Origin of the sequence: Sodalis sp. dw_96 (assembly GCF_018449575.1) — a bacterium.
GTDB lineage: Bacteria > Pseudomonadota > Gammaproteobacteria > Enterobacterales > Enterobacteriaceae > Acerihabitans.
The window spans coordinates 20,950-35,344 of record NZ_JAAVUT010000016.1; the positions used below are offsets into that span (position 1 = coordinate 20,950).

12 protein-coding genes are annotated in these 14,395 nt (G+C 55.0%); 10 read left to right on the forward strand and 2 right to left on the reverse strand.

What is annotated here, in order from left to right; genetic code table 11:
• Nucleotides 1–15 precede the first annotated feature (15 nt).
• Nucleotides 16–978, forward strand: coding sequence for an aldo/keto reductase (locus HB631_RS19735; protein WP_255557137.1), 963 nt, complete (start codon nt 16–18; stop codon nt 976–978).
• 127 nt (nt 979–1,105) lie between these two features.
• Here HB631_RS19735 and cycA read toward each other — a convergent pair whose 3' ends face one another.
• Nucleotides 1,106–2,500, reverse strand: coding sequence for a D-serine/D-alanine/glycine transporter (gene cycA / locus HB631_RS19740; protein WP_213992893.1), 1,395 nt, complete (start codon nt 2,498–2,500; stop codon nt 1,106–1,108).
• A 304-nt stretch (nt 2,501–2,804) separates the two neighbouring features.
• Between cycA and HB631_RS27115 the strand changes: the two genes are divergently transcribed.
• Both HB631_RS27115 and HB631_RS19750 read left to right on the forward strand, forming a co-directional pair.
• Nucleotides 2,805–2,939: a hypothetical protein gene (locus HB631_RS27115; protein ID WP_255557138.1), complete on the forward strand. Its 135-nt coding sequence runs from the start codon at nt 2,805–2,807 to the stop codon at nt 2,937–2,939.
• A 549-nt stretch (nt 2,940–3,488) separates the two neighbouring features.
• On the forward strand, nt 3,489–4,559 hold the full coding sequence (locus HB631_RS19750) for an MBL fold metallo-hydrolase (RefSeq protein ID WP_213992894.1): 1,071 nt from the start codon (nt 3,489–3,491) through the stop codon (nt 4,557–4,559).
• On the opposite strand, the gene HB631_RS19755 is transcribed toward HB631_RS19750, so the two are convergent.
• Nucleotides 4,556–5,476, reverse strand: a complete 921-nt coding sequence (locus HB631_RS19755) for a LysR family transcriptional regulator (RefSeq protein WP_213992895.1) — start codon at nt 5,474–5,476, stop codon at nt 4,556–4,558. The genes HB631_RS19750 and HB631_RS19755 overlap by 4 nt on opposite strands.
• A gap of 93 nt (nt 5,477–5,569) precedes the next feature.
• On the opposite strand from HB631_RS19755, the gene HB631_RS19760 reads away from it, so the two are divergent.
• The 7 genes from HB631_RS19760 to HB631_RS19790 all read left to right on the forward strand — a co-directional run bounded on the left by HB631_RS19760 (nt 5,570) and on the right by HB631_RS19790 (nt 14,275).
• Entirely contained in the window at nt 5,570–6,574 is a 1,005-nt protein-coding gene (locus tag HB631_RS19760; protein ID WP_213992896.1) for a bile acid:sodium symporter family protein, read from the forward strand.
• A 611-nt stretch (nt 6,575–7,185) separates the two neighbouring features.
• Nucleotides 7,186–8,196 carry an ABC transporter ATP-binding protein gene (locus tag HB631_RS19765; RefSeq protein ID WP_213992897.1) on the forward strand — a complete coding sequence of 337 codons (1,011 nt, stop codon included), beginning with the start codon at nt 7,186–7,188 and terminating at the stop codon, nt 8,194–8,196.
• Entirely contained in the window at nt 8,193–9,272 is a 1,080-nt protein-coding gene (locus tag HB631_RS19770; protein ID WP_213992898.1) for an oligopeptide/dipeptide ABC transporter ATP-binding protein, read from the forward strand. Before HB631_RS19765 ends, HB631_RS19770 begins: the two co-directional genes overlap by 4 nt.
• 13 nt (nt 9,273–9,285) lie before the next feature.
• Nucleotides 9,286–10,803 (forward strand): ABC transporter substrate-binding protein, encoded by a 1,518-nt coding sequence (locus HB631_RS19775; protein WP_213992899.1) that lies wholly within the window; start codon nt 9,286–9,288, stop codon nt 10,801–10,803.
• A 37-nt stretch (nt 10,804–10,840) separates the two neighbouring features.
• Nucleotides 10,841–11,785, forward strand: coding sequence for an ABC transporter permease (locus HB631_RS19780; RefSeq protein ID WP_213992900.1), 945 nt, complete (start codon nt 10,841–10,843; stop codon nt 11,783–11,785).
• A gap of 10 nt (nt 11,786–11,795) precedes the next feature.
• Nucleotides 11,796–12,662 carry an ABC transporter permease gene (locus HB631_RS19785; protein WP_255557152.1) on the forward strand — a complete coding sequence of 289 codons (867 nt, stop codon included), beginning with the start codon at nt 11,796–11,798 and terminating at the stop codon, nt 12,660–12,662.
• 14 nt (nt 12,663–12,676) lie between these two features.
• Entirely contained in the window at nt 12,677–14,275 is a 1,599-nt protein-coding gene (locus tag HB631_RS19790; protein ID WP_213992902.1) for a gamma-glutamyltransferase family protein, read from the forward strand.
• The last annotated feature ends 120 nt before the right edge of the window (nt 14,276–14,395 follow it).

The window sequence follows — 14,395 nt, forward strand, 5'->3', positions numbered from 1 at the left end:
ACAGCGGGAACACCGATGAAGAAACAGTCCGGCTTGCTGATAACCTTATCCCGCCGACAGGTGTTGCGGTTGGCTGCCGCATGGGCAGCCCTGGGAGGCGGTCTTGCCTCCTGTGGCGCTGCCGCGGACGCCGCGGGACAACCTTCACCAGGAGCGAAAACCATGCCGACCCGAATAATTCCCTCTTCTCGCGAAGCGCTGCCGGTTATCGGCCTCGGCACCTATCGCGGCTTTGATGTCGGTCCCGGCAGCGCCGATTATGCCCGGTTGCCCGGCGTACTGGACGCGCTTTTTGCCGCCGGCGGCACGGTTATCGACAGTTCCCCCATGTACGGCCTGGCGGAGCGCTCGGTGGGGGAGCTATTAAGCGCGCGGCATCCCCGGCCCAGGGCATTTATCGCCACCAAAGTCTGGACTTCAGGCCGCGAGGCCGGCATCCGCCAGATGAATGATTCCTTCCGTTTGCTGCAAACCGACGTTATCGACCTGATGCAGATTCATAATCTGCTGGATTGGCGCACGCACCTGCCGACGCTGCGAGACCTGAAAGCGGCGGGCCGTATCCGCTATATCGGCGTCACGCATTATTCCGCCTCGGCCTACGATGCCCTTGAGTCGGTGCTCAATACCACACCGCTGGACTTTTTGCAGATCAATTATGCATTGGATGACCGCACCGCCGAAAAGCGGCTGTTGCCTTTGGCGCGGGATAAAGGCGTGGCCGTTATTTGCAATACCCCTTTCGGCGGCGGCGGGCTGCTGCGCCGTCTCGGTTCAACGCCTCTGCCCGCCTGGGCCGGGGAGGTTGGGGCCGTTTCATGGGCGCAGCTGGCGCTGAAGTTCATCCTGGCCAATCCGGCCATTACCTGCGGGATACCGGGTACAGGCAATCCCAATAACATGGCGCAAAACGCGGCGGCGGCTTCCGGGCCGGCACTCACCCCGGCTCAGGTGCGCGAGCTTATTGCTTTGGCCTGATGAGGCCCGCATCCCATGACGGATGGTTTCCCGCCGCGCATCGTCGGCGAAGTCGGTTACGGCGGTTAAAAATGAGCCGGGGCTCCCCCTTGTCGCCAGACAAAATGCCGCTGACACCGACCGCCTGTCAAGACGTTTTTTTGCCCCTCAGCCCCCAGCAGGCGGCGAGGATAATGAACCAAAGCGGCGTCACCAACAGCGCTTGCCGGGTATCCGCCTGTAACGTCAGCAGCACCAGCACAAACAGAAAGAATCCCATGCACACCCAGCACATCCCTTTACCCAGCGGCATTTTAAAGTGCGATTGCCGATGACGCTCCGGGTATTGTTTACGATAGGCGAGGTAAGAGCAGAGAATAATGGTCCAGATGAACATAAACAGAATCGCCGACACCGTAGTCACCAGGGTGAAGACCGTCATGACGTTGGGAATCAGGTAAATCAAGGCGACGCCAAGCAGCAGGCACAGACAGGAAAACACCAGCCCGTTGGTGGGCACGGCGCGGCGCGACAGGCGGGCAAAACGGCGATGGGCCGAACCCTGTTCCGCCAGGCCATACAGCATGCGGCTGGTGGAAAACATGCCGCTGTTGGCGGAGGAGGCCGCGGAGGTCAGCACGACAAAATTCACCACGCCGGCGGCGGCGGGCAGGCCCGTCAACATGAACATGGACACAAACGGGCTATGATCCGGCGCGATGCTGTCCCAGGGCGTTACCGCCATTATGGCTATCAGCGCCAGCACATAGAACATGATGACGCGCAGGGGGATGGCGTTAATGGCGCGCGGCAATACCTTGTGTGGATCGCGGGTTTCCGCCGCGGTGGTTCCCACCAGTTCGATACCGACAAAGGCGAAGACCGCGATTTGGAAACCGGCAAAAAAACCGCTGAGACCTTTAGGAAAAAGACCGCCATGACGCCAGATATTCGACAGTGCCGCCGTGCCGCCCGTGTGTGACGGATAATGAAGGGCCGCCAGAACGAAGCCGGCGACAATCAGGGCGACAATCGCAACGATTTTAATAATCGCAAACCAGAATTCCATTTCGCCGAACAGCCTGACGGTGGCGATATTCAGGGCAAAAAACACCCCAACGCACAGCACTGCGCTCATCCAGACAGAGAAATCGGGAAACCAGAACTGAAAGTAGGCGCTGATGGCCACCACGTCGGCAATGCCGGTGACTATCCAGCAAAACCAGTAAGTCCAGCCGGTGAAATAGCCCGCCCAGGGACCGAGCAGATCCGCGGCGAAATCGCTGAAAGATTTATACTCCAGATTGGACAGCAGCAACTCCCCCATGGCGCGCATCACGAAAAACAGCATAAAGCCGATGATCAGATACACGAAAACGATTGAGGGGCCGGCCAGTGTGATGGTTTTAGCGGAACCCATAAAAAGGCCGGTACCAATGGCGCCGCCGATGGCAATCAGCTGTATATGGCGGTTATGGAGATTGCGCCGGAGCTTATTCGGACTCTGTTCAGTTAATAGTTTTTCTGTTGCATGCTCAACCATATAGACTTATTCCTGTCAGTGATGTTGTTTCGGCTCTGCCGGCCGATATCCGTGCGGCGTTAACGCCGGTTAGCCGCATAAGATAGTGGAATAATAGCTTGAGGGGGTAATAGTTTTTTAGCTGGATGAATCGTTGCAGACTCTATGTGAATCACTCTTGATCTCAACAAGGTGTTAAGATTAACTACGGCAAGTTAGGCCACCTGCCGTCGGATGTTAAAGCCATCATCGGCAATAAGGTTCAGGAGGAATAGATTCCCCTGGATACCGCTTGGCTAACAAATTTATTTGATGGTGGTTTGCCATGGTAAAAGTGGGATTTATCGTTGAAGGCGACAGTGAAAGAACCATTATTGAATCAGCCATTTTTAAGCAGTTTTTGAAAGACCATGATTTTGAACTCGTTCGTCCAGTTATTGATGCAAAGGAGGGCGGGTAATTTATTGCCGATACGCAAGCGATGAGAACCTGGCTGGAAGATGATGTGTTTGATGAACCGCATCCGGAAAATACCATTAATATGCCTTGGGACAGGTTAAAACAGATTGCGGCACAACATCATAACTGTCCCAGCCCCAAAGCGTTAGTCGAGTATTTTAAAGGCAGATAATGCAAATGAACGAGATTATGCATCCTCTAAAAGCCGGTGGAACAGCCTGTGATAAGCCATGTAGACATGTGCAATGTACCTGGTTATTCTTGGGTTAGGGACGAAATGGAATCCTTTGATATATCCACATGTCATCGCTGACCTGATAACCTTGTTTACTGACCCTATCCCCATGGGCCCATAAACCCAAATCATAAATACGCGTTGTTGTAGCATCACGGCAATGGCATCCCGAAATGCGTCCGATAGCCAAACTGCGATGTCGCCGGCGGGACAGTGGGTAAACCTAAGCGCTGGGAAAAATCCCGCTGCAACAGTCCCGCCGAAAAAGTCACCCTTTAATGTTGTGTTTTCCCTTGATGAATGGTGCCGTAACCTATGTCTCTTTCACATTTTGCCGCTTCATTCGGCAGGCTCCCCAAAGGGCCCCGTCTTGATCGTATAGTGGCTTCGTCAAACTATGTCGGGGGCGAATTTCGCAACCAGCTTCCCACCACGATGTTTTCCGATGGGGGCAGCTATTTTTCGTCATTATGGGATTTTACGTTTGGCGCCGCGGAAAGAGTTAAACCTGACTACGCCCTACCGGTGATTAAGACCAATCTGATAAAACTGGACCCGAATCTTGATATGGCGCTATGGTTCGGCCATTCATCTTATTACCTGCAGCTTGCCGGCAAGCGTATTCTTATCGATCCGGTTTTCAGCCCCTATGCCGCGCCCGTGTCTTTTTTGAATAAGGCGTTCAGCACCGACGGGGTTTTTTCCGCCGGCGATATGCCGGAAATCGATTATCTGATTATTTCCCATGATCACTGGGATCATCTGGATTATCCGACGATGATCGCGTTGCAGGGGAAAATCAAGGTGGTTATCTGTCCTCTTGGCGTGGGGGCCCACCTGGAATACTGGGGAATAGCGCCGGAAATTATCCATGAATTCGACTGGAACGAACAGTGGACGCCCGAGCCGGATTTTACCTTGCATATGCTGCCCGCGCGGCACTTTTCCGGCCGCGGACCGAAAAGGAATCAAACGCTCTGGGCCAGCGTCATGCTGGAGACGCCCCATCGCCGGGTTTTTTACAGCGGGGATAGCGGTTATGGTCCGCACTTTGCCCGGATTGGCGACAGATTCGGGGCAGTGGATCTGGCTATCATGGAAAACGGACAGTACGATCAACATTGGAAATATATCCATATGATGCCCGAAGAAACGGTTCAGGCAGCCCTGGATGTGAAGGCAAAAAGAGTGCTGCCGGCCCATGCCGGAAGATTTACCCTGTCTCACCATGCCTGGGACGAGCCCTATAACCGCATTGTTGCCGCAAGCCAGGGTAAATCTTTTGTTCTTGAAACCCCCCGCATGGGGGACATCGTGAATCTGGAGCGTCCCGGGCATCGTTTTGACCCTTGGTGGCAGGCAGAAGGACAAGCGGCGCCCGCCTAGTAAAAAGGATGCAGCTGGCGCTGTTGCGCCAACAACGCTGCCTGTTGCTGAACAACTTCCCAAACAGCTTCACCGGCCGGTGATAGCGTTCGGTTTTTACGCCGGGCTAACATGAGCGAACGATTAATTTCCGGTTGCAGCGCCCGGACCACCAGTGAACTGCCCGCCGGCAGCGGCAGGGCCAGCGCAGGCACGATACTGATGCCGATACCCGCTTCCACCATGGGAAACAGCGTGGCGGGATGGCCTATCTCCTGCACTATTTCGGCGGTGATGCCCTGTTGTCTGAGCGCTTCATCCAGCAGGGCGCGGCTGCCGGAGGCGTAATCCTGCAAGACCAGACGGCAGCCGTTCAGGGATCGCCAGGCCACCTGCTTCTGCCCGGCAAACGGGTGATCGCTGCGGCATAAGAGCAAAAAAGGTTCCAGCAACACCGGCTGACAGTACAAGTCCGCGGTTTGGATCGGGTCGATGACAATGCCGAAATCCACTTCGGCATTGCGGATACTCTCCAGCACCCACTGCTGAGGCCGGTCACGTAATCGCACCTTAATGTCGGGATACAGCTTCTCGCTGACTGACAGGCACTGTGGCATCAGATGGGCGGAGATGGTCGGGCTTGCCGCGATATGGACTTTACCGCTGCGCTGTTGTCCGTAATGCCGGGCGTCTTGCAAGGTGGTATTCAACTCATCCAATGCGCGCTCCAGGCGACTGACCAGACGCTGCCCGGCTTCGGTCAATACCACTTCTCGGGTGGTGCGATCGAGTAACGTGACCCCCACCTCTTTTTCCAATTCCTTGATGCTATGGCTTACCGCCGACTGGCTGAGTCCGATGGTTTCGCCCGCGCGGCTGAAGCTGCCGTGGCGGGCTATGGCGACAAAAACGCGAAGCTGGCGTAGAGAATAATTCATGCGGAAAATTCATAAGATGATTAGATAAATCAATTTTATTTCTTAAAGCCAGTTAAGCACAATAGCCTATGACTTTTTTCGCCAGGAATTTTGATGAAACTTCCCGATTATTTGGATCCCATGACGCTGTCCCTGGTCTGCACCGTCGTGCTTGCCTCGATATTTCCCGCCCGCGGCGATTTGGTGGAATTCTTTCAGGTACTGACCACCGCCGCCATCGCGCTGCTGTTTTTCATGCACGGCGCTAAACTTTCCCGTGAAGCCATCATTGCCGGCAGTTCGCACTGGCGGCTGCATTTATGGATCATGGGCAGCACCTTTGTCATGTTTCCTCTGCTGGGCCTGCTCTTTACCTGGTGGCGGCCGGTACCTATGAGCCAGGAAATGTATGACGGTTTTCTCTATCTCGCTATTTTGCCTGCCACCGTGCAGTCATCCATTGCATTTACGTCCCTGGCTGGCGGAAATGTCGCGGCGGCGGTATGCAGCGCTTCGGCATCCAGCCTACTCGGCGTGTTCATCTCTCCGTTACTGGTGGGTCTGGTGATGCATGTCCACGGCGCCGGCGGCAATATCCGTCAGTTCGGCAGCATCATGCTGCAACTGTTGGCGCCATTTGTTGCCGGTCATCTGATGCGCCCCTGGATTGCCGGTTGGTTGGGACGTCATAAAAACATTGTCGGAAAAACCGATCGGGCTTCGATACTGCTGGTGGTCTACTCAGCATTCAGCGAAGCGGTAACGCATGGTATATGGCATCGCGTCAGTCCGGGCTCACTGATGTTGATTCTGGTGTCATGCCTGGGTTTTCTGTCAGTCATCATGTTCATCAATGTCTGGTGCGCCAGACGGTTGGGTTTTAACCGGCAAGATGAAATTACCCTATTATTCTGTGGTTCAAAGAAGAGCCTGGCCAATGGAATACCGATGGCGAACATACTTTTTCCGGCCGCAAGCGTAGGCGTGATGGTATTGCCTTTGATGATATTCCATCAGGTTCAATTAATGTTGTGCGCGGTATTAGCGAGAAGATATAAAAATAAAGCACAACAGGCGTTGACCGCGGGTAAGAAACACCCGGTGCGAGTAAATAGATAATGATGAAGTAGAAGAAGTTGGGAGGAAAATAAAATAAGAAAACAATATGATCAATATCCATGTATACATGCTATAGATTGCAGGAATAAGAGTATGGGCATAGTCTGAGTGGTGATTTTTTATATATTATCATCGGATTTTTTCAATCACTAATGACATGGATGTTAAAGCAACTGCACTATATCTTTTCCCCTTTGCACTTAATGAGGGCAGGTGCCGGATAAAACATTAACGTGTTATTATTCCTCCAAATAACTTATCAATAACATATTGTTTTATATGTAATAATATTTTTTATTATTTTCTATATTTAGTGGTACGTTTTATGCTTGTAATAAGTAGGAAGTGTAAGACATCTATTTGAACCAATACTTGTAATCAATGAGTTCATCCCATTTAAATTTTTTATCCCTGTTTCTGTTATTTGATGGCGTTATTTCAAAAATTTCTCCTGTCAGGATGGCACGCAGAAGTAAAAAATCGGGGCACAGGGCGTGAGATGAATATCAAAATCGTCGTATGAAAATACTATTTCAAAACATGGCGATTAACGAATAACGTCGTTATCTGAACAAAGCAGGCCGGTTTTGAATAACGAATAGGAAACACTCATGACAGTTTCAACATGCCCTGAATCCACGGTCTTAAATGTCGACAAGCTCCAGGTTCGGTTTAACCATGCGCCAATATCGGTGCTGGATAATATTTCTCTGGCTATTAAGGGCGGGCAAACCCTTGCGGTGGTAGGCGAGTCGGGCTGCGGTAAAAGTATTACCTCTTTGGCGTTAATGGGGTTATTACCGCCGAACGCCAAGGTTATCACCGGCAACCTGCAATTGGACGGCACCGATCTGACCCATCTGTCCGAACGTGAATTTGCCGATTTCAGGGGTCGGCAGGTTGCCATGATATTCCAGGAACCCATGACGTCCCTTAATCCGTCATTTACCCTCGGCAATCAGCTAATGGAAGCGGCCATGCGCCATCAGGCGCTCACCGGCCCGCAGGCAAAAGCGTTGGCATTGGAAATGTTGAAAAAAGTTCAGATCCCCGATCCGGCGGCGCGTATGGATAATTATCCTCATCAGCTCTCGGGAGGAATGCGCCAGCGGGTCATGATTGCCATGGCGCTGATCAACGGCCCCCGTCTGCTGATTGCCGATGAACCCACCACCGCGCTGGATGTGACCATCCAGGCGCAAATTCTTCAACTGTTACGCCAATTACAGCAGGATACCGGTAGCGCTATCTTGTTAATTACCCATGATCTGGGGGTCGTGGCGGAAATTGCCCATCATGTCGCGGTGATGTATGCCGGACAGATTGTCGAGCAGGGGTCCGTCCTGGAGATTTTCAACAATCCCCAGCACCCTTATACCGTCGGTTTGATTGGCGCTATCCCCACGCTCTCAGCCCACGGGGGAAACCTGTCCACCATTCCGGGTACGGTCCCCCAGCCCCATGAGATGCCTGCCGGCTGCCGTTTCGCCACCCGTTGCCCCTTTGCGGATCATCATTGCCGTCATCACCGGCCACAGCTGGAAAATCTGGTCCGTGAACATCAGGTGGCTTGTTTCAAAGCCCCTCTGGAAGAAAACATATCGGCGGAGGCGGCGCAATGAGCAATTCAACTCCTCCCTTGCTGGAGGCCTTGTCGTTAACCAAACGCTTTAACGCCGCCAAAACGCTGTTGCGGACCACATCCGGCGTGCTGGCGGTGGATCGCGTGTCACTGAGCGTATACCCGGGGGAAACGTTGGCGATAGTGGGTGAATCCGGATCGGGAAAATCCACGCTGGGTCGTCTGCTGCTGGGGCTGCTCCCCGCCAGCGAGGGCGAGGTCTGGTATCAGGGTCGCAATATTTGTGCCTTGAAAAAAAAACCGCTCAACCAGCTTAGGCGCGAATTACAAATTATATTCCAGGATCCCTTCTCTTCTCTCAATCCTCGTATGACGGTGGGGGAGATTATCGGTGAACCGATTTGGTTGCATGAAAACGTCGGTCAGGAAGAACGCCGGCAGCGGGTCAGGGAATTATTAAAAACAGTGGGTTTGCCCGCGGTGTTTGACGATCGATATCCCCATGAATTTTCCGGCGGCCAGCGGCAACGCATCGGAATCGCGCGCGCGCTGGCCTGCGGCCCCAAGCTGCTTTTGGGCGACGAGCCGGTTTCGGCGCTGGATGTTTCGGTGCAGGCCCAGGTGATTAATCTGCTGGCAAAGCTTAAGCAGCAGTTTGGACTGACCATGATTATCGTCGCCCATGGATTGGCGGTTGTTCGTCATATGAGCGATCGCACCGCAGTCATGTACCTGGGACAAATCATTGAATCGGCGCCCACCGGTGCGTTGTTCGACAGCCCGCTGCATCCTTATACCCGGGCACTTATCCGTTCCGCGCCCAGGCTTACCCCGGGAGGACGGCGCGACCTGCCGATAGAGGCGGGGGAGTTGCCCGGCCCCGGCTCCGTACCGCAGGGCTGCCGATATCACACCCGCTGCCCTTATGCCCGCGACGTCTGCCGGAGCTGGGAGCCGGTATTAACGCCGGTAGGGGAGGGTCGTCAGGTCTCATGCCATCGTTGGCGAGAGTTGCAGCATGAGGGATCTATCGTCGCCCCGCCGTTATCAGAGGCTTTTTTAAGACGCCATAGGCTTTTTGAACGCCAGATTTCCATTAACAGCAGCCAATCCTAAAGGTAAATTCTCGATGAAAATAAGTGCTCGGTTTTTTCTCGGTCTCAGCGGTTTGATCATGCTCAGCGCGAGCGGTATTGCCCAGGCGGAAACCGTGCTGCGGGTAGGTCTGAGCAGTGATCCCGATCAGCTCGACCCTGCGACCTCGCGCTCCTATACCGGCAGATTTGTCTTTAATGCGTTGTGCGATCGGTTGGTGGATATAGATGAGCATCTGAATATCGTCCCCGGCCTGGCGACCCAATGGTCCTGGAGCGCGGATAATAAAGCGTTGACTCTGCATTTGCGTCAGGGCGTGGTGTTCCATGACGGCGAAAAATTCGATGCCGCCGCCGTCAAATATAATATCGAAAGGGATCTTACCTTGCCGGGTTCAACCCGTAAAAGTGAAATTTCCTCCGTTAGTTCGGTGGAAGTTATCGATCCCTATACCGTTGTTTTGCATCTTAAGAATCCCGACGCGGCGCTGTTATCCCAGTTAACCGATCGTGCCGGCGCCATGCTGGCCCCCGGCGCCACGGCCAAGGGAAATGTCGCCGCCCACCCGGTATGTTCGGGACCTTATCAATTCGACAGCCGGGTGCAGCAGGATCGCATTGTACTGACAAAGTTTGATCAGTACTGGAACAGCAAGCGTTACCATTTTGACCGGGTAATTTTTCTGCCGGTTCCCGACGCTTCGGTACGACTGGCCAATTTACGCGCCGGCGACCTGGATCTCATTGACTGGGTCTCTGCCAGCGATGTGGGCACGGTGACGTCTGACAGCCATCTGACCCTGGCTAAACCTACGCCGCTGGGATACATGAGCGTGGTGTTCAATATCGCCAATGGTCAAAACAAACCCGCCAGTCCTCTGGCGACCGACCCGCGCGTCAGGCAGGCTTTTTCTCTGGGCATCGACCGGCAAGCCCTCAATCAGGTGGTTTTTGCCGGGCAATATACGCCGGCAAACCAGCCATTTACCGATGCCAGTCCCTATCATGTCCCGTTGCCGGTTCCGTCCCGCGATGTGACTAAGGCCAAGGCATTATTGGCCGCGGCGGGCGTGACCTCGCCTTTGCATGTCACCATGGTGGTGCCTAACGAACCCGTCGCCCAGCAAGTCGCCCAGGTTATCCAATCCATGGAGGCAGAAGCGGGTTTTGATGTGAGTCTGCAAATGACTGAGCATGCCACGCTGCTGAGCCGGTTATCCTCTGGGGACTTCCAGCTGGCCCTGTCCTCATGGTCCGGTCGCCCGGATCCGGACGGCGATGTCTATTCGTTTATTTCAAGCCACGGCGCCTTGAATGACGGCCGTTATAGCAACGATCAGGTGGACAAGTGGCTGCTGGCGGCCCGCCAAACCAATAACCAGGATCAGCGCAAGGCGCTGTACACCAACGTGGTCCGGCAACTGCAAACCGACATGCCGGTGGCCTATCTCTATTTTGAACCGCGCATATTTGCCATCAGCAATAAGGTAAAGGGGTTCGTCCCGTATCCCGATGCCTTGTTGCGTTTGGCGGATGTGACCCTCAGTCAATGAATGTAGCGAATCACGGGCGAACGGCCGAGGATGCCTTATGTTAGAGATAATTTGTAAACGTCTGGTACTGGCGATACCCACTCTATTACTGGTCACCGTGATGGCGTTTTGCCTGCAAAAATTGCTGCCCGGCGACCCGGTGCTGGCCATGGCCGGCGAGGAGCGCGATCCCCAGGTTATCCAGGCGCTGCGGGCGAAATACCATCTGGACGATCCGATCCCGGTGCAATATTACCGCTGGCTCGCCAGTGCGGCCCGGGGAGATTTGGGAACATCGCTGCGCAATCAGGAGCCGGTATTGAGCCTGATTGCCAGTAAATTGCCCGTCACGCTGGAGTTATCGGTTTTATCGCTGCTGATCGCGATGATTATCGGCATTTCCACTGGCATTCTTGCCGCGGTGCGCAAGGGGAGCTGGCTGGATCATGTGGCGAACGTCCTGTCGCTCACCGGCATCTCCATTCCGCATTTCTGGCTGGGTATGCTGATGATCCTGCTGTTTGCGGTCAAGCTCCGGTGGCTGCCCGCCTCGGGCTATGTCTCGCCGGCGGTGGATCTTGTGCAGAATCTCAGGACCCTGCTGATGCCCTCGCTGGTATTGGGATCCGGACTGGGGGCGATTCTGATGCGCCACACCCGCGCAGCGATGCTCGGCGTGCTGAGGGCGGATTATATCCGTACCGCGAAAGCCAAGGGACTGCTGCCGCTGCGTATCGTACTGAAACATGCCTTACGCAATGCGCTGGTTCCCATCATCACCCTTTGTACTCTGCTGTTCGGGGAAATACTGGGCGGCGCGGTACTGGCCGAACAGGTTTTTACCATTCCGGGATTCGGCAAACTCATTGTCGACGCGGTATTTAACCGGGATTACGCGGTGGTGCAGGGCGTGGTCATCGTGGTGGCGGTGGGGTTCATCCTGCTCAATTTAATGGCCGACGTACTCAATATCGCCATCAATCCGCGTATGAGGAGGGCCTGACGTGAGCCAACTGACGGCCGGGGCCATTAACCTGGGCAAGAAAAAGCGCCATGGACGGGCTTTTAATAAATTTTTTGCCAACAGAGGGGCGATGACCGGAGCGGCAATCATCTTGTGTTTTGTTCTGGTGGCATTACTGGCGCCGCTGATTGCCCCTTTTGATCCAATCAAAGCCGATTTCACGGTGATACGCAAGGCGCCGTCGCTTATCCACTGGCTCGGTACCGACGAGCTGGGACGGGATATTCTCTCGCGGGTGATCTGGGGGGCCAGATCCTCCCTGCTTGCCGGCTGTCTCTCCATTGTCCTGGCTATCGCCCTCGGCGTGCCGCTGGGATTGATAGCCGGTTACTGGCAGGGATTTTATGACAGCCTTATTTCAAGGGTTATTGACGCCCTGATGTCATGCCCCTTTCTGGTGCTTGCCATTGCGCTGGGCGCATTCCTCGGACCCAGCCTGGGAAATGTGATGATTGCCATCGGCGTGGCGGCAATGCCCATCTTTGCCCGGCTGACACGCTCCCAGGTTATGGCTATTCGCAATGAGGAGTATATCGAGGGTGCTAAGGCGATTGGCTTGCCGGATCGCTGGATCCTGGTGCGTTACGTTCTGCCTAATGTCTTGTCCCCCATACTGGTCCAGACCGCCTTGTCCATTGCCCATGCCATTATTACCGAAGCCAGCCTGTCGTTCCTGGGACTGGGGCAGCAACCGCCGCAGCCGTCCTGGGGGGCGATGCTCAATTCGTCGAAAAGCTTTCTAGAACAGGCACCATGGATGTCCATCGTACCGGGGTTGGCTATTTTTCTCGCGGTGCAGGGCTTTAATTTACTGGGTGAGGGACTGCGCGACGCTCTCGATCCCCGATCTGAATAAACCAGGATAATACGATGAATGATATTGATTTTAATATTGCCTATCCCTCATTCCGACCGGCCATGATGGGACGTAATGCCGTTGCCACATCGCAGCCGCTGGCCGCCCAGGCCGGCATAAGAATGCTGCAACAGGGGGGGAATGCCGTGGATGCGGCCATTGCCACCGCCATGGCATTAACCGTGGTGGAGCCTACCGGCTGCGGTATCGGCAGCGATGCGTTCGCCATGGTATGGGACGGTAAACAGCTGCACGCGCTGAATGCCTCGGGACGCTCCCCGGCGGCCTGGACCGAAGGGCATTTCGCCGGCCGAAGTGAGATGCCGGCCCGGGGCATAAATTCGATAACCGTACCGGGTGTGGTATCCGCCTGGGTGGAGCTGGCGCAACGGTTTGGCTCTCTGCCGCTGACCACGCTGGCCGAGCCGGCGATCGATTATGCGCAGCAGGGATTTCCGGTCTCTCCTCTGGTGAGTTTCCTGTGGCATAAAAACCTGGCCCTGCTGAAAGACCAGCCGGGCTTCAGCGCATGCTTCGCCCCTGGCGGCCGCGCTCCCCGTGTCGGGGAATGCTTTAAAAATCCGGATCAGGCACGTTCACTTGCTCTGATTGCGGAAAGCCAGGGTGAGGCATTTTATCGCAGTGAGCTGGCGGAAAAAATCATCACGTTTTCCAATCAGTGCGGCGGGGTCATGAGCCGGGATGATTTGAAAAATCATCGCCCCGACTGGGTCAAGCCGTTGTCCCGCGCCTTTGCCGGCGGTTCGGTACAGGAACTGCCCCCCAACGGGCAGGGCATTGCCACGCTGATCGCCCTGGGTATCCTGGAGCAACTGGATATCGGCCGCTATTCCCCCGATTCCATTGAGGTGCTGCACCTCTCCATTGAAGCCATGAAGCTGGCGCTGGCGGATCTGGATAACCATATTGCCGATATCGACCATATGCGGTTTTCCGCCGATATGCTGTTGAGCGATGAATATCTCAGACAGCGGGCGGCGCTAATCGATCCCCGTCAGGCGGGGGATTTCAGCTACGGCACCCCCCGCGAGGGCGGCACGGTGTATCTCACCAGCGCCGACAGCAAAGGCATGATGGTGTCGTATATCCAATCCAATTACAAAGGGTTCGGGTCGGGTATCGTGGTGCCGGGAACCGGCATCAGTCTGCAGAACCGCGGGGCCGGTTTTGTACTAAAGGCCGGTCATCCCAATTGCGTGGCGCCCAACAAGCGTCCATTGCATACTATTATCCCGGCGTTTGCCCTGGACGGTAACGGCCAGCCGCTGATGTCTTTCGGCCTGATGGGCGGCCCGATGCAGGCACAAGGCCATCTGCAGGTGGCCTTGAGGGTTATGCAATACAAACAGAATCCCCAGGCCGCCATCGACGCGCCGCGCTGGCGAATTATCGGCGGTCGGCGGGTGATGGTGGAACATACCATGGGCCGTAACCTGCTCACCGCGTTGCGCGCTCTCGGCCACCAGGTAGAAATTGAAGACGTGCAGCTTAACCACCTGTTCGGCGGTTCACAAATAATACAGCGCCATCCCCAGGGACATTACATCGCCGCCAGCGAATCCCGCAAGGACGGCCAGGCTCTGGTGTTCTGAGCCGTTAGCAAAACCCGCGAGGACGGCCAGGCGCTAATGTTTTCAACCGCCATCACTTCCGCCGGGCAGCCGATTATTGCCGGCTGTCCGGAAGCGCAGCGGTTGTTCCGCGACTCATGG

Excerpts from the sequence above, each read along its gene's own strand:
- HB631_RS27115 (WP_255557138.1), top strand. The coding sequence starts at position 2,805 with ATGGTAAAAGTGGGATTTATCGTTGAAGGCGACAGTGAAAGAACCATT.
- HB631_RS19755 (WP_213992895.1), bottom strand. The coding sequence starts at position 5,476 with ATGAATTATTCTCTACGCCAGCTTCGCGTTTTTGTCGCCATAGCCCGC.
- HB631_RS19790 (WP_213992902.1), top strand. The coding sequence starts at position 12,677 with ATGAATGATATTGATTTTAATATTGCCTATCCCTCATTCCGACCGGCC.
- HB631_RS19750 (WP_213992894.1), top strand. The coding sequence starts at position 3,489 with ATGTCTCTTTCACATTTTGCCGCTTCATTCGGCAGGCTCCCCAAAGGG.
- HB631_RS19765 (WP_213992897.1), top strand. The coding sequence starts at position 7,186 with ATGACAGTTTCAACATGCCCTGAATCCACGGTCTTAAATGTCGACAAG.
- HB631_RS19770 (WP_213992898.1), top strand. The coding sequence starts at position 8,193 with ATGAGCAATTCAACTCCTCCCTTGCTGGAGGCCTTGTCGTTAACCAAA.
- cycA (WP_213992893.1), bottom strand. The coding sequence starts at position 2,500 with ATGGTTGAGCATGCAACAGAAAAACTATTAACTGAACAGAGTCCGAAT.
- HB631_RS19780 (WP_213992900.1), top strand. The coding sequence starts at position 10,841 with ATGTTAGAGATAATTTGTAAACGTCTGGTACTGGCGATACCCACTCTA.
- HB631_RS19735 (WP_255557137.1), top strand. The coding sequence starts at position 16 with ATGAAGAAACAGTCCGGCTTGCTGATAACCTTATCCCGCCGACAGGTG.
- HB631_RS19760 (WP_213992896.1), top strand. The coding sequence starts at position 5,570 with ATGAAACTTCCCGATTATTTGGATCCCATGACGCTGTCCCTGGTCTGC.
- HB631_RS19775 (WP_213992899.1), top strand. The coding sequence starts at position 9,286 with ATGAAAATAAGTGCTCGGTTTTTTCTCGGTCTCAGCGGTTTGATCATG.